Source organism: Enterobacter sp. BIDMC92 (assembly GCF_001030225.1).
GTDB lineage: Bacteria > Pseudomonadota > Gammaproteobacteria > Enterobacterales > Enterobacteriaceae > Enterobacter > Enterobacter sichuanensis.
Window position 1 is genome coordinate 608,355 of record NZ_KQ087598.1, and the last position, 22,371, is coordinate 630,725.

The 22,371-nt window shown below is 58.9% G+C and carries 23 protein-coding genes; 13 read left to right on the plus strand and 10 right to left on the minus strand.

Annotation, left to right across the window (positions count from 1 at the left end; all coding sequences use genetic code 11):
* Positions 1–80 precede the first annotated feature (80 nt).
* Positions 81–1,202 carry a ribosomal protein uL16 3-hydroxylase gene (locus SP99_RS02760; protein ID WP_047957678.1) on the plus strand — a complete coding sequence of 374 codons (1,122 nt, stop codon included), beginning with the start codon at positions 81–83 and terminating at the stop codon, positions 1,200–1,202.
* 100 nt (positions 1,203–1,302) lie between these two features.
* Here the strand turns inward: SP99_RS02760 and SP99_RS02765 are convergent, their stop codons facing one another.
* A complete protein-coding gene (locus tag SP99_RS02765; RefSeq protein ID WP_047957679.1) occupies positions 1,303–2,721 on the minus strand; it encodes an aminotransferase-like domain-containing protein in 1,419 nt (472 codons plus the stop codon).
* Positions 2,722–2,897: 176 nt separating this feature from the next.
* Here SP99_RS02765 and SP99_RS23025 point away from each other — a divergent pair, with 176 nt between their 5' ends.
* A complete protein-coding gene (locus SP99_RS23025; protein ID WP_053060132.1) occupies positions 2,898–3,059 on the plus strand; it encodes a DUF1127 domain-containing protein in 162 nt (53 codons plus the stop codon).
* A gap of 86 nt (positions 3,060–3,145) precedes the next feature.
* Here the strand turns inward: SP99_RS23025 and pdxR are convergent, their stop codons facing one another.
* Positions 3,146–4,534, minus strand: coding sequence for a MocR-like pyridoxine biosynthesis transcription factor PdxR (gene pdxR, locus SP99_RS02770; RefSeq protein WP_047957680.1), 1,389 nt, complete (start codon positions 4,532–4,534; stop codon positions 3,146–3,148).
* 102 nt (positions 4,535–4,636) lie between these two features.
* Between pdxR and SP99_RS02775 the strand changes: the two genes are divergently transcribed.
* Positions 4,637–5,116 (plus strand): carboxymuconolactone decarboxylase family protein, encoded by a 480-nt coding sequence (locus tag SP99_RS02775; RefSeq protein ID WP_014882392.1) that lies wholly within the window; start codon positions 4,637–4,639, stop codon positions 5,114–5,116.
* Here SP99_RS02775 and SP99_RS02780 read toward each other — a convergent pair.
* Positions 5,103–6,005: a LysR family transcriptional regulator gene (locus SP99_RS02780; protein ID WP_047957681.1), complete on the minus strand. Its 903-nt coding sequence runs from the start codon at positions 6,003–6,005 to the stop codon at positions 5,103–5,105. The genes SP99_RS02775 and SP99_RS02780 overlap by 14 nt on opposite strands.
* A 100-nt stretch (positions 6,006–6,105) precedes the next feature.
* On the opposite strand from SP99_RS02780, the gene SP99_RS02785 reads away from it, so the two are divergent.
* The 6 genes from SP99_RS02785 to SP99_RS02810 all read left to right on the plus strand — a co-directional run bounded on the left by SP99_RS02785 (position 6,106) and on the right by SP99_RS02810 (position 11,529).
* Entirely contained in the window at positions 6,106–7,521 is a 1,416-nt protein-coding gene (locus tag SP99_RS02785) for an aldehyde dehydrogenase family protein (protein ID WP_047957682.1), read from the plus strand.
* Between the two features lie 152 nt (positions 7,522–7,673).
* Positions 7,674–7,997, plus strand: a complete 324-nt coding sequence (locus SP99_RS02790) for an antibiotic biosynthesis monooxygenase family protein (RefSeq protein ID WP_047957683.1) — start codon at positions 7,674–7,676, stop codon at positions 7,995–7,997.
* An 89-nt stretch (positions 7,998–8,086) separates the two neighbouring features.
* Positions 8,087–8,782, plus strand: a complete 696-nt coding sequence (locus SP99_RS02795) for an ArsR/SmtB family transcription factor (RefSeq protein ID WP_047957684.1) — start codon at positions 8,087–8,089, stop codon at positions 8,780–8,782.
* A gap of 146 nt (positions 8,783–8,928) precedes the next feature.
* Complete coding sequence (locus tag SP99_RS02800) at positions 8,929–9,399, plus strand: MarR family winged helix-turn-helix transcriptional regulator (protein ID WP_047957685.1); 471 nt, start codon at positions 8,929–8,931, stop codon at positions 9,397–9,399.
* Entirely contained in the window at positions 9,396–10,463 is a 1,068-nt protein-coding gene (locus tag SP99_RS02805) for an HlyD family secretion protein (protein ID WP_095441765.1), read from the plus strand. The genes SP99_RS02800 and SP99_RS02805 overlap by 4 nt, the downstream gene beginning before the upstream one ends.
* The gene (locus SP99_RS02810) at positions 10,453–11,529 is read left to right on the plus strand and encodes a DUF2955 domain-containing protein (protein ID WP_045286439.1); all 1,077 of its coding nucleotides are present in this window, start codon (positions 10,453–10,455) and stop codon (positions 11,527–11,529) included. The genes SP99_RS02805 and SP99_RS02810 overlap by 11 nt, the downstream gene beginning before the upstream one ends.
* Here SP99_RS02810 and SP99_RS02815 read toward each other — a convergent pair.
* Entirely contained in the window at positions 11,526–12,797 is a 1,272-nt protein-coding gene (locus SP99_RS02815) for a DUF445 domain-containing protein (RefSeq protein ID WP_047957687.1), read from the minus strand. The genes SP99_RS02810 and SP99_RS02815 overlap by 4 nt on opposite strands.
* A 170-nt stretch (positions 12,798–12,967) precedes the next feature.
* Between SP99_RS02815 and SP99_RS02820 the strand changes: the two genes are divergently transcribed.
* Both SP99_RS02820 and SP99_RS02825 read left to right on the plus strand, forming a co-directional pair.
* Positions 12,968–13,255: a BrnT family toxin gene (locus SP99_RS02820; RefSeq protein WP_045286441.1), complete on the plus strand. Its 288-nt coding sequence runs from the start codon at positions 12,968–12,970 to the stop codon at positions 13,253–13,255.
* Positions 13,242–13,544, plus strand: a complete 303-nt coding sequence (locus SP99_RS02825) for a BrnA antitoxin family protein (protein WP_045286442.1) — start codon at positions 13,242–13,244, stop codon at positions 13,542–13,544. The genes SP99_RS02820 and SP99_RS02825 overlap by 14 nt, the downstream gene beginning before the upstream one ends.
* Positions 13,545–13,575: 31 nt before the next feature.
* Here the strand turns inward: SP99_RS02825 and SP99_RS02830 are convergent, their stop codons facing one another.
* Complete coding sequence (locus tag SP99_RS02830) at positions 13,576–14,214, minus strand: LysE family translocator (RefSeq protein WP_047957688.1); 639 nt, start codon at positions 14,212–14,214, stop codon at positions 13,576–13,578.
* Between the two features lie 48 nt (positions 14,215–14,262).
* Positions 14,263–15,006 carry an AraC family transcriptional regulator gene (locus tag SP99_RS02835; RefSeq protein ID WP_047957689.1) on the minus strand — a complete coding sequence of 248 codons (744 nt, stop codon included), beginning with the start codon at positions 15,004–15,006 and terminating at the stop codon, positions 14,263–14,265.
* A gap of 149 nt (positions 15,007–15,155) precedes the next feature.
* Here SP99_RS02835 and SP99_RS02840 point away from each other — a divergent pair, with 149 nt between their 5' ends.
* A complete protein-coding gene (locus tag SP99_RS02840; protein ID WP_047957690.1) occupies positions 15,156–16,526 on the plus strand; it encodes an NAD-dependent succinate-semialdehyde dehydrogenase in 1,371 nt (456 codons plus the stop codon).
* 51 nt (positions 16,527–16,577) lie between these two features.
* Here SP99_RS02840 and SP99_RS02845 read toward each other — a convergent pair whose 3' ends face one another.
* On the minus strand, positions 16,578–17,123 hold the full coding sequence (locus tag SP99_RS02845) for a YfaZ family outer membrane protein (protein WP_045286446.1): 546 nt from the start codon (positions 17,121–17,123) through the stop codon (positions 16,578–16,580).
* A gap of 411 nt (positions 17,124–17,534) precedes the next feature.
* Here SP99_RS02845 and SP99_RS02850 point away from each other — a divergent pair, with 411 nt between their 5' ends.
* On the plus strand, positions 17,535–18,893 hold the full coding sequence (locus SP99_RS02850; RefSeq protein WP_047957691.1) for an esterase-like activity of phytase family protein: 1,359 nt from the start codon (positions 17,535–17,537) through the stop codon (positions 18,891–18,893).
* A gap of 68 nt (positions 18,894–18,961) precedes the next feature.
* Here the strand turns inward: SP99_RS02850 and yjiA are convergent, their stop codons facing one another.
* The 3 genes from yjiA to SP99_RS02865 form a co-directional block, all read right to left on the minus strand.
* Positions 18,962–19,915: a GTPase gene (yjiA, locus tag SP99_RS02855; protein WP_047957692.1), complete on the minus strand. Its 954-nt coding sequence runs from the start codon at positions 19,913–19,915 to the stop codon at positions 18,962–18,964.
* A 10-nt stretch (positions 19,916–19,925) separates the two neighbouring features.
* On the minus strand, positions 19,926–20,129 hold the full coding sequence (locus SP99_RS02860) for a YbdD/YjiX family protein (RefSeq protein ID WP_003856610.1): 204 nt from the start codon (positions 20,127–20,129) through the stop codon (positions 19,926–19,928).
* Between the two features lie 65 nt (positions 20,130–20,194).
* Positions 20,195–22,348, minus strand: a complete 2,154-nt coding sequence (locus SP99_RS02865) for a carbon starvation CstA family protein (RefSeq protein WP_047957693.1) — start codon at positions 22,346–22,348, stop codon at positions 20,195–20,197.
* Between the last annotated feature and the right edge of the window lie 23 nt (positions 22,349–22,371).

The window sequence follows — 22,371 nt, forward strand, 5'->3', positions numbered from 1 at the left end:
CCTCGTTTGACCCATGACAAGTTCCCCCTCTGCCTTCTTGCCTATAATCGCGCCTGTTTCCCCTCTCACTGGTGCTATCCATGGCGTATCAACTGAACCTGAACTGGCCGGAATTTCTTGAGAAATACTGGCAAAAACAACCCGTTGTGCTGAAAAATGCCTTCCCGAATTTTGTCGACCCGATTACCCCGGACGAGCTGGCAGGCCTGGCGATGGAGCCGGAGGTCGATAGCCGGCTGGTGAGCCATATCAACGGCAAGTGGCAGGCCAGCAATGGTCCGTTTGAGCACTTTGACGATCTGGGCGAAACGGGCTGGTCGTTGCTGGCGCAGGCGGTGAACCACTGGCATATGCCTGCGGCGGAACTGGTGCGTCCGTTCCGCGTCCTGCCGGACTGGCGTCTGGATGACCTGATGATCTCTTTCTCCGTCCCCGGCGGCGGCGTGGGCCCGCATATCGATCAGTACGATGTTTTCATTATTCAGGGGATGGGCAGCCGCCGCTGGCGCGTGGGTGACAAGCTGCCGATGCGCCAGTTCTGCCCGCATCCGGCGCTGCTGCATGTGGATCCGTTCGAGCCGATCATCGACGAAGATCTGGCCCCGGGCGATATCCTCTACATTCCGCCTGGATTCCCGCACGACGGCTTTACCCATGAGACCGCGCTGAATTACTCCGTCGGTTTCCGTGGGCCAAACGGCCGGGATCTGATCAGCAGCTTCGCCGATTACGCGCTGGAAAACGATCTGGGGGGCGAGCACTACAGCGATCCGGATCTCACCTGTCGCGAACACCCGGGCCGCGTGGAGCAGTACGAGCTCGATCGCATCCGTCAGATGATGATCGAGATGATCAGCAAGCCGGATGATTTCACAAAATGGTTTGGCAGCTTTGTCTCCACGCCGCGTCACGAGCTGGATATCGCCGCCGCCGAACCGCCGTATTCTGCAGAAGAGGTGCTGGACGCGCTGCAGGGCGGCGAAACGCTGTCTCGCCTGAGCGGCCTGCGCGTGCTGAACATCAACGGCAGCTTCTTCATCAACAGCGAGCAACTGGAGACGGTAGACGCGAAGGCCGCGGATGCGCTGTGCCGCTACACCGAACTCGGCCAGGCTGAACTGGGGGATGCCCTGAACAACCCGGCGTTTGTCGAGGAGCTCACCGGGCTGATTAACCAGGGGTACTGGTACTTCGACGAGTAGTGCGGTCTGTCGCCCGGTGGCGCTGCGCTTACCGGGCCTACAACGGCGGTTTTCTCCCTCTCCCTGTGGGAGAGGGCCGGGGTGAGGGCATCAGGCCGCACTAGCCCTCCTCCATCGCAATCACAATCGCCTCGCCCATCTTCCTCAACGCCTCGCGATGCTTATCCGTTGGCGGCAGCGCCACGTTGATCCGCAGGCAGTTGCGGTACTTCCCGGAGGCGGAAAACAGCGACCCGGCCGCGGCCTGGATCTTCAGCCGACACAGCTGCTTGCTGACGCAGACCATATCCACGTTTTCCGGTAGCTCAACCCATAGCAGGAAGCTCCCCTGCGGGCGCGTGACGCAAATCTCTGCCGGGAAATACTGCCGCACCCAGCAGGTGTAGGTTTCCATATTCTGCTGATAAATCTGGCGCATACGACGCACATGGCGGTGGTAATGGCCGTCGCGGATAAACGCCGCCACCGCCATCTGCGTGCCCGGCACGTTAAACCCGCCCGCGGCGTATTTCATGTGCATCACCCGGTCGTAGTAGCGTCCCGGCACAATCCAGCCGACGCGCAGGCCCGGCGCCACGGTTTTGGTAAACGAGCTGCAGAGAAGGACGCGGCCATCGATATCCATCGAATGAATGGTGCGCGGGCGCGGGTACTCTGCGGCCAGCTCGCCATAAATATCATCCTCAACAATCACGATATCGTGCCGCTGGGCGAGGGCTAAGACCTGTTTTTTTCGTGCTTCCGGCATGATAAACCCGAGCGGGTTGTTGCAGTTGGGCACCAGGATCACCGCCTTGATTGGCCACTGCTCCAGCGCCAGCTCGAGCGCCTCGATGCTGATCCCGGTTTCAGAATCGGTGGGTATTTCAATCGCCTTGATGTCGAAGCCGCGCAGCATCTGCATGGTGCCGTGAAACGACGGTGACTCCACCGCCACGATATCCCCCGGTTTGCATACCGAGAGCAGGGCGATGGACAGCGCGCCGTGGCAGCCGTTGGTGATCACAATGTCGCTTGCCGATACGGTGGAGCCGCTGTCCAGCATCAGGCGGGCAATCTGCTCGCGCAGCTCCAGACGCCCGTCCAGCACGTCATAACTCAGCATCTCGCCCGGGTTATGCTGCGCAATGCGGCTCATTTCGCGCCACAGGGGTTTCAGGCTCGGCTGGCTAATGTCCGGCGAACCGCCGCCGAAGGAGATCATCTCTTTGTCGGCGCGGGCATCCAGCAGCATCATCACCTCATCCCACTGGGTAACGTCCACCGGGCGCTGCACCGGGCGGGTCATTGCCGGGACGGGCGGCTGGGCCTTGCGCGGCAAGACAAAATAGCCGGAGCGCGGCTGAGGGGTGATCAGCTGGAGGTTTTCGAGGATCTGATAGGCCTGCTGTATGGTGCTGATACTCACGCCGTGTTCCTGGCTCAGCGCGCGTACCGACGGCAGACGTTCGCCGCTGCGATACAGCCCTTGTTCAATGCGTTCTGCCAGTAGATTGGCCAGATGTTGGTAGCGCGTCATGCTGTATCCTTTGTTTTCACCATACAGATTGTTAAACCAGTACAGATTGATGGGCTAAACGCCATGCAGATACCGTTTTAGCGGATCTGTATGGTAAACAAAAGCAGTTTTTGAATCTGTATTGTACAGGCCGTTTTCCATGATGATAAGCCCACTGGCACAGCGAGGAGAGCATCATGGAATTCTACGAAAATCGTTCAAAACGTCCGTTTACCGCCTTTGTCTGGATCGCGAAAACGCTGCGTAACTGGTATCGCATCAACCGTACCCGTCGCATTCTGAGCCAGATGAGCGACGAGCAGCTCAAGGACGTTGGGTTGTCGCGTAATGATGTGTGATCCACGTCGTCGCCGGGTGGCGGCTGCGCCTTACCCGGCCTACTCGATCCCGTAGGCCCGGTAAGCGTAGCGCCACCGGGCGATTTTCAGCTCAACAGCTCAAGCGTCTGCCGTTTCGGCCTTTCCAGCAGCTCAACCGCCTCCTGATACGACCGCACGTTGTTATAGCCCATCACCAGCCCGTAGCGTTTGCCCGACCCGCGATACCACTCCGAAAGCGCATTAACCTGCAGCTGCTGTTCCTGCCAGCATCGCGCCACGTCCTGGTCAGCGCTTCCTCTGGTGAGAAATGCCACGATATGCATCCCGCCATCGTTTTGCTCGATGAAAAACAGATCGCCATACACCTCGCGCAGGGCGGCAATCATCCACTCCCGGCGGGTCTGATACAGGGCGCGCATCTTCTTCAGATGCCGGAAAAAATGGCCTTCATTGAGAAAGGTGGTGAGGATTTTTTGCGTCAGCACCGGCTGGCCGCTGGTGGTAATGTCCGCGCAGTCGGTAAAGGCCCCGATGGTGCTGGCGGGCATCACCACGTAGCCCATGCGTAGCGATGGCATAATGGTTTTACTGAAGGTGCCCATAAAGATCACCCGGTCGTGCCGATCGAGGCTTTTCAGCGACGGCAGAACCTTGCGGGTGTAGTGAAACTCCCCGTCGTAATCGTCTTCGATAATCCATGCGTCGTTCTGGCTGGCCCAGTCGAGCAACTGCTGTTTACGCGGCAGGGAGAGCGTGACCGCCAGCGGACTCTGGTGCGACGGGGTCACGATGGCAAAACGGGCGTCGCGATGGTGACGGAGCAGGTATTCCGTGTCGATGCCGTTGCGGTCGACCGGCACGGTGTGCAGGCGCGGCACGATCCGCTTGAGCAACTGCTGGCCCATAAAATAGCCCGGCTCTTCAAATACCACCTTGTCGCTGCGGCTGGCGAGGGTGTCGAGGATCAGGCGCAGGCTGCCGCTGTAGCCGCTGGTGATCAGCACCTGTTCGGCAGTGCAGGACAATCCGCGTGAGATGTTGAGATAGCGGGCGATGGCCTGACGCAGCGGATACCAGCCCAGCACCGGCGGGTTGAGCATCTCCTCCTGGCGCATGGAACGCGTCGCCTGGCCTGCCAGCAGCAGCCACTTTTTATAGGGGAAGCTGTCGAGGGAGGGGATGCCGGGACGCAGAAAACCTGCCCGCTCGCGCAGGCTGATAAGCGAGGCCGGAAGCCTGCCGGTGGCCTGTTCCGTCGGCGCAGGAGTGGCCGGCAGCAGGAGGTCCGGGTTGACCCGCGTGCCGCGCGCGCCCTGGCTTACCAGATACCCTTCCCCCGTCAGAATGGCATACGCCGTTTCGACGGTTTTACGCGCCACCTTCAGCTCTTCCGCCAGCACGCGGATGGCGGGCACCTTATCGCCCGGCTTCAGCACGCCGCGCGTGATGTTGTCGCGATAGCGGGAATAAATCTCGTGATAGCCCGGCTTCATGTCCTACCTCATTTCACGCTTTTTGTGTCTTTTTACTATGTCATGAACGGCGTAGATTTGCCTCATCGCATCACACATACCGTGTAAATCAGAGGAAAGACCATGAGCACTCGCGTCAACCACCACAAAGTCACACCTGCCCTCGCTAACGCGCTGTCTGCCCTGAGCATGGAGGTGGCGAAAACCTCCATCGACCCGGCGCTGAAGCACCTGATCGACATTCGCGTGTCGCAGCTGAACGGCTGTACATTCTGCCTGGATATGCACTCGAAAGAGGCGAAAATCGCCGGCGAGCGCGAGCTGCGCCTCTACCATCTGGCGGCATGGCGCGAGTCCCCGCTGTTCAGCGCCCGTGAAAAAGCGGCGCTGGCCTTCACCGAAGCGCTGACCCAAATCGGCGTTCACGGCGTGAGCGATGCGCTCTACCGCAGCGTGGCGGAGCACTTCTCAGACGTAGAGATTTCAGAGCTGAACTTCGCCATCGTGGCGATTAACGCCTGGAACCGTCTGGGGATCACCTCCCGCATGGCGCCCGGCTCGCTGGATGCGGCTTACGGGCTGAACAAGGCTAACCTGGAATAATTCCGCGCTCGCGGACCATCGCCACCAGCGCCCGCAACCCCGGCGGGACGTGGCGATGGCCAGGATAGTACAGGCGTAGCCCGGCAAACGGCTGTGCCCAGTCGTTTAAAACGCTCACCAGCTCCCCGCTTTTCAGCTCTTCCCGGATATAGAGTTCCGGTAAAAAACCGACCCCTAACCCCGCTTTCACGGCGCGGATCGAGGCGAAGAGATCGGAGGTGGCAAAGCGCGGCGGCACGGCCAGCGCGTACGTTTCACCCCGACGGGCCAGCTCCCAGCGGTAGATCCCGCCGTGGGCCATCCGCATGCCGATCCCCTGCTGCTGCAGCAGATCGTCCGGCGTCTCGGGTATACCGTGACGGGCGAAATAGTCCGGCGTGGCGGTGACAAGCTGGCGGATCTCGCCGGTTAGCGGCACGGCAATCATGTCCTGCGGGACGGACTCTTCAAGACGGATCCCCGCGTCATAGCCTTCCGCAACGATATCGATCATCCTCGCTTCGCTCACCGTTTCCACGCGCATTTTCGGGTAGCGGATCATGAAGTCGATAAGCAGCTGGTCCAGAAACAGGGCGCCAATATTGTTCGGCACGTTGAGGCGCAGCGTGCCGGCAGGTTCCCCGGTGTCGCTGTGGATCTCTTCCCCGGCGAGACGGATCTCCTGCAGGGCCGGGCCAATTCGCGCCACATAGCGTTGCCCGGCGTCGGTGAGGGCCACGCTGCGGGTGGTGCGGTTAAAAAGGCGCGTCTCAAGGCGGCTCTCCAGCCCGGCGATGGCGTTGCTGACCGCGGTGGCGGACATCCCCAGCTCCTGCGCCGCGCCGCGAAAGCTGCCGCGCCGCACCACCGCCATCACCACTTCCAGCTCTGTCAGACCTGAACGATGCATAGATTATCCTGAAAATCGAAACAACCCTTGCAGCATAGCGTGGATTATCGCAACGGAGAAGCCGTGCCAGACTGGACCCACACAACCTGAGGAGGGTGATATGCACATCATCGAACAGATCTTTATCAACGGCGAGTTTGTTACCCCGCACGGTACCGAACGTTTTGACTTGTACAACCCGGCAACGGCGCAGGTTATGGGTCAGGTTCGCCTGGCGGATGAGGTTGACGCCGAACGCGCTATCGCGGCGGCGAAAGCGGCGTTTCCGGCGTGGTCCCGTACCACAAAGCAGACGCGCATCGACGCGCTGAAGAGGATGCACGCCGCCGTGGCTGCCCGTCACGATGCGCTGCTGGACGCCATTGTCGAGGAGTACGGCGCGCCGGCTTCGCGCTCGGCGTGGATGGCAAGCTACCCGGCGGAGGTAATTGCTCAGGCCATTGCGGCACTGGAGGTGTTTGAGTTTGTCAGCACCGCAGGTGCCGCAACGGTACAGATGACGCCGCTGGGCGTGGCCGCGCTGATCACGCCGTGGAACAGCGATGCGGGGTTTATCTGCGGCAAACTGGCGGCCGCGCTCGCCGCGGGCTGCACGGCGGTGATCAAGCCGAGCGAAATGAGCGCCCTGCAAACGCAGATCGTTACCGAAGCGCTGTGCGATGCTGAATTGCCGCCGGGGGTGTTTAATATCGTCACCGGGCGCGGCGAGACGGTGGGCGAAACCCTCAGCCGTCATCCGGACGTGGCGAAGATCTCGTTTACCGGTTCGACCCATACCGGCAAGGCGATCCTGCGTAACGCGGCGGACAGCTTTAAGCGCGTGACGCTAGAGTTAGGCGGTAAATCGCCGACGATCCTGCTGGAGGATGTGGATCTGGCGCAGGCGATCCCGCTGGTTATCCAGGCCGGATTTATGAACAGCGGACAGGCGTGCGTGGCCGGGACGCGCATTCTGGTGCCGCAGTCGCGTAAGACAGAAATGGAAGCCGCGCTGGCGCAGGCCGTGGCGGCGGTGAAATCCGGCGACCCGCGCAATAGTGCGACAGAGGTTGGCCCGATGGTCAGCGAGAAGCAGTGGCAGCGGGTACAGGGGTACATCCGCAAAGGGATCGAAGAAGGTGCGCGCCTGCTGGCGGGTGGCGAAGGGCGGCCGGACGGGACGCGGGACGGCTGGTTCGTGCGTCCGACGCTGTTTGCCGACGTGAACAACCGGATGACCATTGCCCGTGACGAGATTTTTGGCCCGGTGCTGTGCGTGATCCCTTATCAGGACGAGGCGGAGGCGATCGCCATCGCCAATGATACCGAGTACGGCCTGAGCGCGATGGTGCTGGGCCGTGATACAGAGCGGGCCCATCGCGTGGCGCAGCAGATTGTCTCCGGCCGCGTGCTGGTAAACACCCTGGCGCATGAGCCGAAAGCGCCGTTTGGCGGGTTCAAACACTCCGGCGTAGGGCGCGAGATGGGCGAGTGGGGGATCCGGGCGTTTATGGAGCCGCGGTCGATTGTGAGCTAAAACCCGCCCGGTGGCGCTACGCCTACCGGGCCTACATGCGCCCGTAGGCCGGCTAAGCGCAGCGCCATCCGGCACAACATTTCGCTTCTTGCCGAAGCATTGCGTTTTTCCCTCCTGCATTCTCTCCCCAACATCACAGCGGAGAGAAAATCATGATCGCAGTCCTTTTTGAAGCCAAAGCCGAGCCTGCTCATCAGGCGCGCTACCTGCAGCTGGCCGCCGAACTCAGGCCGCTGCTGGCGGAGATCGACGGCTTTATTGATATCGAACGTTTTCAGAGCCTGACCACCGACGGCAAAATCCTGTCTCTTTCCTGGTGGCGGGATGAAGAGGCTGTCCGCCGCTGGAAGCAGAACGTCTTTCACCAGGCGGCGCAGGCCGAAGGGCGGGAGTCGATTTTTGCGTACTACCGCCTTCGGGTGGCGCAGGTCGTGCGAGAATATACCTCTGAAACCGGAGAATATGTCGATCTATAATATTTATGTATTTTTTAGCGATATCCCCGGGGAGCCGGGCGAATGAGCGGCCGCGCTGGCCGCAGAGATCACCGAACCCTGGGCAACCCATGTTAAAGACGAGCTTACCCCCTGATAACAGCGCGACGCTGGAGCTGGCCATTGCCGCGGTGGCGGCTGCAATGGCCGATCCATCGCGCGTGAAGATGCTCTGTGCGCTAATGGACGGGCGGGCGTGGACGGCCACCGAACTGAGCGCGGCGGCAGAGGTTGCACCGTCGACCGCCAGCGGGCATCTCGCCCGGCTGGTGGAGGGAAAGCTGATTACCTGCCTGTCGCAAGGGCGGCATCGCTATTATCGCCTTGCCGGGCCCGACGTCGCGGCGCTGGTGGAGCAGATGATGGGGCTCTCCTGGAGCCGCATTACCCCGCCGGAAACCAATGCGCCGAAAGCCATGCGTGAAGCCCGTACCTGCTACGACCATCTTGCCGGTACGGTGGCGGTGCAGATCTATGATTTTATGCAGGCAGAAGGCTGGCTGGAGGCAGACGGTTCCGCGCTGACGCTGTATGGCCGGGAGCAGTTCCTGAAGCTCGGCATTCCGTTAAGTGCTCATCCCCGTCGCAAGGCTTGCTGTGCCTGCCTGGACTGGAGCGAGCGGCGGTTTCACCTGGGAGGTGAGGCCGGCGCGGCGCTGCTTGTTTATCTGGAAAGTAAAGGCTGGATCCAGCGGGTGGCGGGATATCGGGAGGTGGTGGTGACGGCGTCGGGGAAGGCCGCTGTAAAGAGGCTTTTTAGCCGCTAAAAACGCCCGGTGGCGCTGCGCTTACCGGGCCTACGTGTACATCGCCTCCAGTAACACCTTTCGCAATTCCTGCGCTTTTACCTCTCGTTTCTTGATACTTACCCTGATAACTATTATCGTGGCTGCGTGTTTCGAGAGGTTTCCCCATGAGTGAAGAAGAACTGTTCTGCCGCAGGCCGATGGGCATGCGGATGGCGATGATCGTGCGCCAGTGGCGTGCCGTCATCGACGACGCCATTCTCGATACCGGGTTAACCCAGTCGAGCTGGACGGTGATGATGCAGCTTCATCAACTTGGGGATAACGTCTCGGTGAGTGAGCTTGCGGAGGTGCAGGGCATTGAGCTGCCACCGCTGATGCGCACTCTGACACAGCTGGAAAAGCAGGGTTACCTGTTGCGCACCACATCGCCTTATGACAAGCGCATCCGGCTTCTGACGCTGACGCCTGAGGGAAAAGCTGTCCTTCAAAGGCTCACCCAGGTCATTGAGACGCTTCAGACGCGCGTATCGCAAAACATCGCGCCGGAACATCTCGATATTTTCAGCGCCACCCTGAATCAAATCGCCTGCAATTTGCGGACAATCCGCGAAGAAGATAACAAGACCGAAAAATAATGACTCCTGAACAAAAGTTTGCCCGCTGGGTAAGGGTGAGTATTGCCTCTTTCCTGCTGATGTTTGTCTACTTTGTCGTCGCGGATATCTGGATCCCGCTGACGCCGGACTCCACCGTGATGCGCGTGGTGACGCCGGTGTCTCCGCGCGTGTCCGGCTATGTGGCGGCCGTGCATGTGCATAACAACAGCCAGGTGAAGCGGGGCGATCTGCTGTTTGAACTCGACGACACGCCGTTTCGCAATAAAGTGGAAGCGGCGCAAATCGCGCTCGAGCAGGCTCGCCTGTCCAACGAACAGCTGGACGCGCAGCTCGCCGCCGCGCAGGCCAGCCTGAAGACCGCGGTTCTGACCGCGCGTAACGACAAAGTGACCTTCGATCGCTACCAGAAGCTGAGCATGTTACAGAACGTCTCGCAGGCGGATCTGGATAAGGTCCGTACGACCTGGCAGAGCAGCGAGCAATCCGTCAGCACGATTCAGGCCAACATTCGGAATCTGCGCATCCAGCGCGGTGAGCGGGATGAGCAGCACAACGTGACGCTACAAAAATACCGCAATGCGCTCGATGACGCGGAGCTAAACCTCGGCTGGACGAAGGTTTACGCCCAGGCAGACGGCACGGTCAGTAACCTGCAGTTAAGCCCCGGCTTTTATGCCTCCTCCGGCTCGGCCGCGCTGGCGCTGGTGAACAACCAGACCGATATCGTGGCTGATTTCCGTGAAAAAAGCCTGCGTCATACCCATCAGGGCACCGATGCCGCGGTGGTGTTTGACGCCTTCCCGGGGCATGTTTTCCGCGCCCACGTGACCAGCAGCGATGCGGGGATCCTCGCCGGTCAGGAGGCCGTTAATGGCCAGCTTTCCGAGCCGGAAACCTCTAACCGCTGGGTACGTGACGCACAGCGGATGCGCATTCACGTGACGCTGGATGAGCCCCTGCCGAAGCATCTGCCGACCGGTGCGCGGGCGACCGTTCAGCTTTACAACAGCGAAGGGCCGTTTGCGCGCTTCTTCTCCGGGATGCAAATCCACCTGGTGAGCCTGCTGCACTATGTCTATTAATACGCTGGCGCGGGTCTTTACCCCGCACGGTAACATCGTCTATACGGCAAATGACTTTCGCCAGACCCTGCGCATCGTCTTTGCCGGGATGATTGCGCTCAGCATCTCCAGCTTTTATAACACCAGCTACGGCGTCTTTTTCGTGGTCTACCCGATCATGCTGCTTTCGCTGGTCCCGGTGTTTAACCGCCACGTGGCGAAGCAGTTTATCTTCAGCGCGTCGCTGAACTGCGTGGAAATGGTGATTATCATCGGCTATTTGTCGCAATGGCCGGTAATCATGACGCTGGTGGTGTTTGCTCTGTACGTGATGCGTTTTCGCTTTATGAGCAAGGGGCCACTGTTTCTGTTCGGGTCCATGGGCGTGGTGTGCCAGAGCGTGATGCTCAATTTTATGAGTTACCCCACCACTAACTGGCACACGCTGCTGTTTTCCAACATTGAAGCCAGCGTGATGGCGGTGTGCCTGAGCGCGCTGATGAACTATCTCCTGCCGGACGTTGAGCCGCGCAAGCCGCCGCCGCTGATCGAGAAAGACGACGCCCGCGTACGCCACGAGTCGCTGCTCTCCGGTACCGTCGCGACGCTGATTTTCGTTGTTTTTCAGATTAGCGATTTAAGCGATTCGCTCTCGGCGCTGATGGCGGGGATTTTGATTCTGTTCCCGATGCACTATCGCGGCGCGGTGATGAGCTCCATCTGGCGCGTGGTCGGCGTGGTGCTGGGCTGTCTCTATATTTTGGTCGTCCAGCTTATCCTCTACGACCACAGTAGTCATATGCTGCTGATGATGCCGCTGATCGGCCTCGGGCTGGCGTTTGGCGCGCGCCTGCACGTAATGGAGAAAGTCGGGGCTGGCGTGGGGTTCTCCAGCATCACCACCATCGGCATTATGTTCGGGCAGAACATGCACCCGGACAGCGATCTGGTGTTCAGCGATCTCTATCGCATCACCTCCGTAACGTTTTCGCTGGTGGCGACGCTGACGATGGTGTTTCTGGTGCATGTGATCCTGAACCGCTTCCAGGCGACGCGCTATATCATCGCGCCACCCAAAGCGGATTAATGTCCCAACACGGCGGGCAGTTGCGAGAGTAAAAACAGGATCAGGCCAATCGTCCCGCCCACCAGCGTGCCGTTGACGCGGATAAACTGCAGATCTTTGCCGATGTTGAGCTCAATCTGCCGGGACATGTCTTTGGCATCCCAGCTTTTGACCGTGTCGCTGATGTGGCGGGTCAGGAACGCCGCGAAATCCGGCGCGAGACGATGCGCGGCCTGCTCCAGATGCTCGTTCAGCGACGCCCGCAGGCTGGCGTCGTTTGTCAGCGTTTCGCCAAACCACAGCCCGGCGTTAGCGATGCGCTGCTTCACGCGAGAGTCCTCACTCTGCATATCCGCCTTCAGCCACTGGCGCAGGTCGGCCCACATCTCGCCCAGATAGCGGTTAAACGCCTCGTCATTCTTCAGGTAATGTTTGATGTTGTCGGCTTTTGCCGCCATCTCCGGGTCGTTTTTCAGGTTGTCGATAAGCTTCAGCGTGGCGCGGTCGAACGCCTGGCGGATCTGGTGCGTGCGGTCGTGGCTGATATCGTCCAGCAGCGTGTTCACCGCATTCGACACCATCTCCGCACTCTGATCGCCCAGCCACTCGGTGGGCAGCACCATCGCCTTGCGGGGATGCTCGGTCTTCAGCCAGTGGACAATCTGATCGGCAATAAAGTCCCGCGTGCTTTCCCGCTGAATCAGGGTAATCAGGCGGTTGATGATGGCGTCCAGCAGCACCTGGTGACGGTTGTTTTTGGTCATGCTCTCCAGCATCACGGCGCTGGTTTCGGTGAAGTCGACCTTGTCGATGGCCTTATGCACCGCGCGTTTGAGCAGGCGCTGGATGCGTCCATCATCGGTCAGTTCAAGAAAACCGCTCATCACCTGCATCAGATGCAGCCCGACGCGCTGGGCGTTGTCGGGCTTGCTGAACCAGGCAGCGATCATCTGTGCGGGTTCATAGCGGCGAATCAACGCCACCAGCGACTGGGTATCCAGAAACTTCTCCTTCACGAACTGGCCAAGATTGTCGCCGATCCGATCTTTATTGCGCGGGATGATCGCCGTATGGCGCGAAATAAACGGAATGGGCACCCGGCGGAACAGTGCGACCACGGCAAACCAGTCTGCCAGCGCGCCGACCATCGCCGCCTCGGCAATGGCCTTCACGCCGCGCACCCAGAAGGTCTGCGGCAGGAACAGGGTGGTGATAAACGCCGCGGCGGCAACCAGCAGCAGCGACAGCGCCAGCAGCTTGGCGCGTTTGAGTTCAGCTATTTTTTCCATGGGTTAAGGATAGAGGGAGACGGGAGAAAAGTGCAAAGCAGGAGAAGGACCTCCGCATTTCAGTTTCTGGAATGCGCCTTCAGAAAGTGAAATTGAATGATGTCGACCGGTTCAATTTATGAACGTTTTGTATATGCTTTTTTGTATATACAATAAAGGAAGGGTACACTATGCCAACGGAGTTTGAATGGGATACCAACAAAGCGAAAAGCAATCTCATTAAGCATGGGATCCGCTTTGAAGAGGCTGTTCTGGTGTTTGACGATCCTTATCATTTATCTTTGCAGGATCGTCATGAAAATGGAGAGTTCCGTTGGCAGACCATTGGCCTTGTACATGGTCTAATTGTCATTATGGTCGCACACACGGTACGTTTTGAAAGTGGTGACGAAGTCATCCGTATCATTAGCGCACGAAAGGCGGACCGTAAAGAGAGGAGCCGTTATGAGCATCGTTAAACATAAACGCGGTACTGCGCCCGACGTAAGCGCTCGTCGTGAGGCTGAGCTCAAAGCATTAGCTGAAAGACCAGAAGCAGAGATTGATTACAGCGATATTCCTGCCACGGATGATGAACAGTGGGCGGCGGCTGTGCGAGGGAAGTTCTTTCGACCACTTAAAACTCAGGCATCTGTACGTATAGACGCCGACGTGATGGAGTGGCTGAAACGGCCTGGAAAAGGTTATCAGACAAGGCTTAACGCTATTTTGCGCGAAGCGATGCTGCGCGACCAAAGTAAAAAATAGGTAAATGGCAGCTTTAGCGCTGCCTGCTGTGTCAGAGTTCATTTTCCAGCAGCCGCCACAGCACCCATCCCCCAAACCCCATCAGCACCATCCCTGCCGTGCGCTCAATCCACCAGAGCGAACGGCTAAGCCTCTGTTGCACCGCGGGCAACCCCATCAGCGACACCAGAGCCAGATCCCATACCAGCACCACCATCACCATCCAGACACCGCAGGTCGACTGCTGAAGCAGCGTGACGTCCGGCCCCAGCAACGCCGTCATCAACGCCAGATAAAACAGCGCATTCTTCGGGTTAAGCAGCGCCGAGCCAAGCCCCAGCAGGACCTGCTTGCGCAGCGACGGGAAGCGCTGATGGGTTTCATTCAGCGCCAGCACTTGAGGGCGGCTGTGCACCAGATGCGAACCTGTCCACAGCAGGTACAGCGCCCCGCAAAGCTCAATAAGCGTAAACAGCCACGCAAACTGGCGCAGCGCACTCCAGCCGATAATCACCAGCAGGATGTACACCCCGCTGCCTGCGGCGATGCCGAAACACAGCCCGGCGCTGCCGCGCAGACGGTAGCGCGCGGCGTAGCCCACCAGCAGGAAGAAATCCGGGCCCGGGCTTAGCAGGGCAACAAAATGCGCCAGTGCCAGGGCGAGAAAAGTGGAAGGGAATAACAGTTCCATAGCAACCTCAGTGTGAAAAGCTGAGGTCAGAATACGGGGCCGCAAAAACTATTTATTGTCGGATATTGATCGGCCCGTGGCGTACTGGCGCGGCGTGGCGGCGGTATAGCTGACAAAGGTCTTGTGAAAATGGCTCTGGTCGGCAAACCCGCTCTGGTAGCCGACATCAGCAATATTATCCCCGGCGCGCAGCCGCGCTTTGGCGTACTCCACCCGGGAGATATTGAGGAAGCTGCCGGGCGTCAGGCCGGTGTCCTGCCTGAAGGTGCGGATCAGCGTCTCCTTGCGCAGCGAAAATCGTCGGGCGAGTTCATCAAGCGAAGGCGGTGCGGCCAGGTTGGCAAGAAACGCCTGCTGAACCTGCTGGCTGGTTGAGCGAAGCGTCTCTGCGTTATTCGCACTGCGGGGAAGGGCAGAAAGCAGCGTCTCCACGGCAGAAGGAGACATTGTCTCCACAATAGCAAGGTAGTGCTTAAAGAGCGCAGGGTCGCGAATGACCTGGAATGCCACGGGAAGATCGGTGTCGATATACAGCATGTGATAGCTGCGCGGCTTGCCGGCGACGGGGTTGCAGCTGTGCGGCGCAGAGGCCGGGATCACAATGAGTTCCCCGGGGTGAAGAATGTACTCTTTGCCATGACACACGCAGCAGGTCTGGCCTTCCACAATCGCGCCGATGGAGAGCTGAGGGTGACAGTGACGTTTGTACGCCTGCGTGCTCTGCCACGTGCTGCGCCGCTCAAGGCCTGAGACGCGGTGAAAAGTCTGGCGGATGTGTCGGGTATCGGTCATAGGGGCTCCTTCTGGAGGTTTTATACCACGGCCGCGAACTGTCGGGCAGCGCTTCATTAAGAACCCTCCGGATATACCGAACTTTACCTTCAGAGCCAGTCATGTTGACTACCCTTAATACCCTAAGCGGTAAAACAAGGAGATTCGACATGGCTTATCAGACAGTAAATCCTGCCACTAACCAGCTCATCAAAGAATACCCCTCCCATACCGATGCGGATATTGAAGCGGCGCTGAAGGCGGCCGATGCGCTGTACCATTCAGAATGGGCGAAAGGTGACATCAGCCAGCGCCTGCCGGTGCTGCATAAGCTTGCTGACCTGATCGACGAGCGCACCGAGGAGCTGGCGAAAATCGCCAGCCAGGAGATGGGTAAGCTCATCGCACAGAGTCGCGGTGAGGTGAAGCTGTGCGCGCAGATTGCCCGCTATTACGCCGACAATGCAAAGCAGTTCCTGGCCCCGGTGAAGTACGATTCTGAGCTTGGGGAAGCGTGGGTGGAGCATCACCCTGTCGGCGTGCTGATGGCCGTTGAGCCGTGGAACTTCCCGTACTACCAGCTGATGCGCGTGCTGGCGCCAAACCTGGCGGCGGGTAACCCTGTGCTGGCTAAGCACGCCAGCATCGTGCCGCACTGTGCCGAGGCCTTTGCCCACCTGGTGCGCGAGGCGGGCGCGCCGGAAGGGGCATGGACCAACCTGTTTATCACTTCCGATCAGGTGGCGAACATTATCGCCGACGATCGCGTGCAGGGCGCGGCGCTAACTGGTTCCGAAAAAGCCGGCAGCGTGGTGGCCGCGCAGGCGGCGAAGCACATCAAGAAATCCACCCTTGAGCTGGGCGGCAACGATGTCTTCGTGGTGCTCGATGATGCGGATCTGGACAAAGCCGTGAAGATCGGTGTGAATGCGCGGCTCAACAACGCCGGGCAGGTCTGTACCGCGGCGAAGCGCTTTATCCTGCACGAGAAAATTGCAGATGCCTTCCTCAGCAAATTCACCGAGGCATTTAAGCAGGTGAAGATTGGCGATCCGCTGGACGAAAGCACCACGCTGGGCCCGCTGTCGTCTAAAGATGCGCTCGATACGCTGACCAGACAGGTTAACGAGGCGGTGAAAAACGGTGCCACATTACACTACGGCGGCAAGCCGGTGCAGCGTGAGGGGTGCTTCTTCGAACCGACGATCCTGACGAATATCTCGCGCGATAACCCCGCGTACTTCGAGGAGTTCTTCGGCCCGGTGGCGCAGATGTATGTGGTGAAAAACGATGACGAGGCGGTCGCGCTGGCGAACGACTCCCACTACGGCCTGGGCGGCGCGGTGTTCAGCCGTGATATTGAGCGCGCGAAGAACATGGCGTCGCGGATTGAGACCGGGATGGTGTACATCAACTGGCTCACCGATACCGCGCCAGAGCTGCCATTCGGCGGCGTGAAGCGTTCAGGCTATGGGCGCGAGCTGTCGGATCTGGGAATCAAAGAGTTTGTGAACCAGAAGCTGGTGGTGGTGCGTAAGTAAGAGGTCAAAAAACCTGCCAGATGGCAGGTTTTTTTTTGTCTCTTCGCAGGCTTAGAAGGTGACTCCACCGCCCACATATGCGCCGTCAATCAGCGTGTGGCCAGGACGACCGTCTTTACCATCAACGCTCACGTGGCGGTAACCCACTTTCAGAGTCACTGGCGTGATCGGCGTCCAGCTTACGCCGCCGTTGGCTTCGACGTAGTTTTTCACGCTGTTATTCAGCCCTTCTGGAGCCGCATAGCCTTCGCCATACACGTGGATGCTGTCGGTCAGCGCAACATTTACGCCGCCGCCAATCGGGAAGGCCACGCCGTTATCGCCTTTTTTCGGGCCGAGGTAGATTGCCTTCGCGCCCGCATTCAGCATCACCGGTCCCACTTCCAGGTTGTAGCCTGCGCCAACGCCGCCGGTCTGGGTACCGTCGTCGGTGTTTTTGAGCCAGTTACTTTCCAGATAAACACCGGAGGAGGATTTACCCATTTCCAGATTGAGGTTAGTAAAGTTTTTACCCTGCTCAACGGTGCCGCCCATTGCCAGTGCGGAACCTGATACGGCAGCCAGCGCAGAAAGAAGAAGGATATTCAGTTTTTTCATGTTTTATGCCTCGTCATTAAATTAATCTGGGCGCACCTTAACAAGTGACGTTTATGACTGCAAATGTGACGAGGGCCGATTTTTTATGCTGATGTTGTTAATTTTTTTGTTTGAAATGTTGCATCGATGTTTGGTTGTCAGGGTGTCAACGCGTGACGTTCAGGCATTTAGGAACCGTTTAATTTTTTGACTAAACACAAACTGAACGAGGAAGGGAAAGTGATGAGAGGTGAATTAATGGAGTTTCTAATAATTTCCAGAAGTATTTCTAATGTAACATAATACAACACAACCTTACATTTCCGGGCGGTGAATATACACTTCCTCGCGCAGGCCGATTGCCTTTCCATGTCATTTTTCTGACACGTTTATTCTTTACGTTGTTGGCTTCACTCACTGGACACTAACAATATGAAAAGAAAAATTATTCCTGCACTTATCGGTTGTGCGATCTCTTTCTCTGGCATGGCGGCACAGCCTACCGCTGAGCGCTACGTCGTCAGCTTCCCTGACGGCTCACATGTGAAATACAGCGGCGCGTTTGCCGATGCATTCCCGAACGGGCTCCCGGTGGGGATTGGTTCTGGCCTGCTGTTTACGGGCAAGCAGGGCGATGCCCTGACGTTTGCGACCGTGACCGATCGCGGTCCCAACGCCGATGCGCCAAAAATGGGTAAAAACGAAGCCAAAATATTTGTCACGCCGGATTTCGCGCCGCTGCTGATGACCATTCGCGTCCAGAACGGCAAAGCGGAGGCTGTTAATGCCCGTCCGCTGCATGACGATAAAGGCGAGATTAACGGTCTGCCGCTACAAAGCGGCGTGATTGGCTCCACCAATGAAGTGGCCTTCAGCGACACGTTAAAGACGCTCAAGGGTGACAACCGCGGGCTGGATACAGAAGGTATCACGCCGGACGGCAAAGGCGGCTACTGGCTGTGCGATGAGTATGGCCCGTTCCTGATTAACGTCGACAGCAAAGGGAAGATCCTGGCGATCCACGGGCCGCAGGCCGCGGAAGGGGAGAAATCCATCGCCGGCGGTCTGCCAAACATCATTAAATGGCGCCAGCCAAACCGGGGCTTTGAAGGCCTGACCCGAATGCCGGACGGGCGGATTATCGCCGCCGTACAAAGCACGCTGGATATCGACGGTAAGAGCAAAAAGCAGGCGCTGTTTACGCGTCTGGTGAGCTTCGACCCGGCGACCGGCAAAACCGCGATGTACGGCTACCCCATCGACAGCGCGGCCTACGACAAAAACAGCGACGCCAAAATCGGCGACATTGTGGCGCTCGATAACCAGCACATCCTGCTGATTGAGCAGGGCAGTGATAAAAACGACGGGATGCGTAACCTGATTTACAAGGTGGATCTCAGCAAGGCGAGCGATCTGGCCGCCTTCGACAAGCCGGGCGAGTACCCGGAGTTTGATGATGAGAAAACTCTGGCGCAGCGCGGCATTACCCTTGCGGCAAAAACGCAGGTGGTCGATCTCCGCGCCCTTGGCTGGCAGCAGGAAAAGGCTGAAGGGCTGGCGCTGATCGACAGCAAAACGTTGGCGGTGGCGAACGATAACGACTTTGGCGTGAAGGTGGCGATGCAAAAACCGGTGGAAGGCAAGAAGCTCAAGGATTATCGGGTGAACGCGGAAGGCAAGCTGACGCTTGATGATAAACCGGTTGAAACCACGCTCAGCGTGAAGCCGCTGAAGAAGCCGGAGTCCGACAGCGAGCTGTGGATTGTGACGCTGCCGGAGGCGGTGAAATAAGTTTACCGCTCACCCCTCTCCCCACAGGGGAGAGGGGATTGTTCGGAGCGCATAGTTAAGCGGGGAGGCTATTTCTTCAGACCCGCAAACGCCGCCCGAATCTCCTCTTCCGGCAGTTGTATACCGATAAACACCATCACGCTGTGCGGCGCTTCGTCGCCCCACGGTCTGTCCCAGTCGGCGCTGTACAGGCGCTGTACGCCCTGGAACAGCAGGCGGTTCGGCTCGCCGTCAATCCACAACATTCCCTTGTAGCGCAGCAGCTTGTCGGCAAACGACAGCAGCAGGTTCTCCATGACGCGGGAGACCTCGCTGATGTCCACCGGGTAGTCCAGCTCCACCACAATCGATGCCACATCGTTTTGCTTATCGCCCATAAAGTGGAAGCGCGGTTTCGCGGTGACGTTCTCCTCCAGCATAAAGCCGTTGGTGTTGAACAGCAGAGACAGATCGATATCGCCGTGCGTCACGGTGTAAACCGGCGCGCGGGAGTTGATGCGCGCCAGGCGTTCGCGCAGTTTTTCGCTGCCACCGGCCACGTCGGTTTTGGTCAGCAGGATGCGGTCGGCATAGCCCACCTGAGACTGGGCGATGGTGAACTGATTCATCTGGTCGTCGGCGTGGACCGCATCGACCAGGGCAATCACGCCGTCCAGCAGGTAGCGCTGGCACAGAATGTCGTGGGAGAAAAAGGTCTGAATAATCGGGCCCGGGTCGGCCATGCCGGTGCACTCGATCACCAGGCGGTCGAAGTCGATTTCCCCGCGATCGCGGCTGTCGAGCAGATCCAGCAGGGCGTCTTCCAGCTCGTTAGAGCGGGTGCAGCAGATACAACCGTTGGTCAGGGTTTTGATCTGGGTGGCGCGATCGCCAATCAGCTGGTCATCAACGGAGACTTCGCCGAACTCGTTTTCGATGACGGCGATTTTGAAGCCATGCTGCTCGTTCAGAATGTGGCGCAGCAGGGTGGTTTTACCGGCGCCGAGGAAACCGGTCAACAGGGTGACGGCAATCGGGGTCATGGTCTCTCCTTTAGCAGCAGCGGACGCCGCCTTCTCCACTTCCGCCGTAGCGCGCTTCCTGCCGCTCGCGGAAGAATTCAGTGTAGGTCATGTACGGCTTATCCGGATGGTTGGTCTTCATATGCTCAACGTAGTTGTCATAGTCCGGAATACCAATCAGCATTTTTGCCGCCTGACCGAGGTATTTTTTTGCTTCGCCTAAGTTACCAAACATTGTGGGTTCCAGATAGAAAAAGCCCGGTGGCGCGCAGCGATCCGGGCCTACGGTTACAGGCTGGATTAATGGTGTGAAGAGGTCTTCACGCCGCCTTCCGGCACCGGCACGTACGGGGTTTCTTTATCCGTACGACCTTCAGCGTTACGCACCTTCAGCCAGGTTTTGATGCCATAGAAGATAATGCTGTACACCACCACCAGGAACAGAATGCTCAGACCCGCGTTGGTGTAGTTGTTCACCACGATATGGTTCATGTTGGCAATCTGCTGCGCGGTCAGATCCGCGCCGCCTGCGGCAATCTTCTCTTTGTACTGGTTGGCCATGAAGAAGAAACCTTCCAGCTGCGGGTTGGCGCTGAACAGCTTCAGGCCAAGCGCCCAGGTGGTGCAGAGCAGCAGCCACAGCGCAGGGACGACGGTGACCCAGATGTATTTGGTGCGCTTCATCTTCACCAGCACCACGGTGCCGAGTACCAGCGCCACGGCGGCCAGCATCTGGTTAGAGATACCGAACAGCGGCCACAGGCTCTTCACGCCGCCGAGCGGGTCGACAACGCCCTGGTACAGCAGGTAGCCCCACAGGCCGACGCAGCCCGCGGTGCCGAGAATGCCCGCCACCAGAGAGTCGGTTTTCTTCAGGAACGGCACGAAGTTACCCAGCAGGTCCTGCAGCATAAAGCGACCCGCACGGGTACCGGCGTCCAGCGCGGTCAGGATGAACAGCGCTTCGAACAGAATACCGAAGTGGTACCAGAAGCCCATGTCCGCCCACGGCAGCACTTTGTGGAACACGTGTGCGATCCCCACTGCCAGCGTCGGTGCGCCACCGGCGCGGTTCAGCACGGACGGTTCGCCGATGTCTTTCGCGGTCTGCATGATCTGCTCAGGCGAAATCACAAAGCCCCAGGAGCTGACGGTCGCCGCCGCGTGGGCGCTGGCGTCTTTCAGCTGCGCCATGATCAGCGCCGCGTTGTCACCGCCCATCTCGTGCAGGTTTGGCATAGTGATGCCCAGACCCGCTGGCGGGGTGTTCATTGCGAAGTAGAGACCCGGTTCGATGATGGACGCGGCAACCAGCGCCATGATCGCCACGAAAGACTCCATCAGCATGGCACCGTAGCCGATCAGACGCGCGTCTTTCTCGTTCGCCAGCAGCTTAGGCGTGGTACCGGATGAGATCAGGGCGTGGAAGCCAGAGACCGCACCACAGGCGATGGTGATGAACAGGAACGGGAACAGGGCGCCTTTCCACAGCGGACCGGTACCGTCGATGTACTGCGTCACTGCCGGCATTTTCAGATCCGGGTTAATCAGCAGGATGCCGATCGCCAGACCGACGATCACGCCGATTTTCAGGAAGGTGGCCAGGTAGTCACGCGGGGCCAGAATCAGCCAGACCGGCAGCAGCGCGGAGATAAACGCATAGCCAATCAGCGCGAAGGTAATCGTTGTGTCCTTGAAGGTCAGCGCCGGGCCCCAGTAAGGGTCGTGTGCAATCACGCCGCCGAAGTAGATGGAGGCGACCAGCAGCACAATACCAATGACCGACACTTCACCCACGCGGCCCGGACGGATAAAGCGCATGTAGATCCCCATGAACAGCGCAATCGGCACGGTTGAGCAGACGGTGAAGACCCCCCACGGACTTTCGGCCAGCGCTTTCACCACGATTAACGCCAGCACCGCAAGGATGATGATCATAATCAGGAAGCAGCCGAACAGGGCGATAGTCCCCGGTACGCGGCCCATCTCTTCTTTGACCATCTCACCCAGAGAGGCACCGTTACGGCGCGAAGAGATAAACAGCACCATAAAGTCCTGCACCGCACCCGCCAGCACCACACCGGCGAGCAGCCACAGGGTGCCCGGCAGGTAGCCCATTTGTGCAGCCAGCACCGGGCCGACCAGCGGGCCAGCGCCAGCGATAGCGGCAAAGTGGTGACCAAACAGCACGTAGCGGTTGGTGGGTACGTAGTTCAGGCCGTCATTGTTAATGACCGCCGGGGTGGCACGCGTCGGGTCGAGCTTCATGACCTTCTGCGCGATGTACAAGCTGTAGTAGCGATAAGCCACAAGATAGACGGAAACCGACGCGACCACGATCCACAGGGCGCTTACGTGTTCGCCCCGGCGTAGTGCGACAACCGCCAGACAAAAAGCGCCGAGGATCCCGAGTAAGGCCCAGGGCACGTGCTTCAGTAGTTTTTTAGTATCCATAGTAAGACCTGGTTTTTTATGTA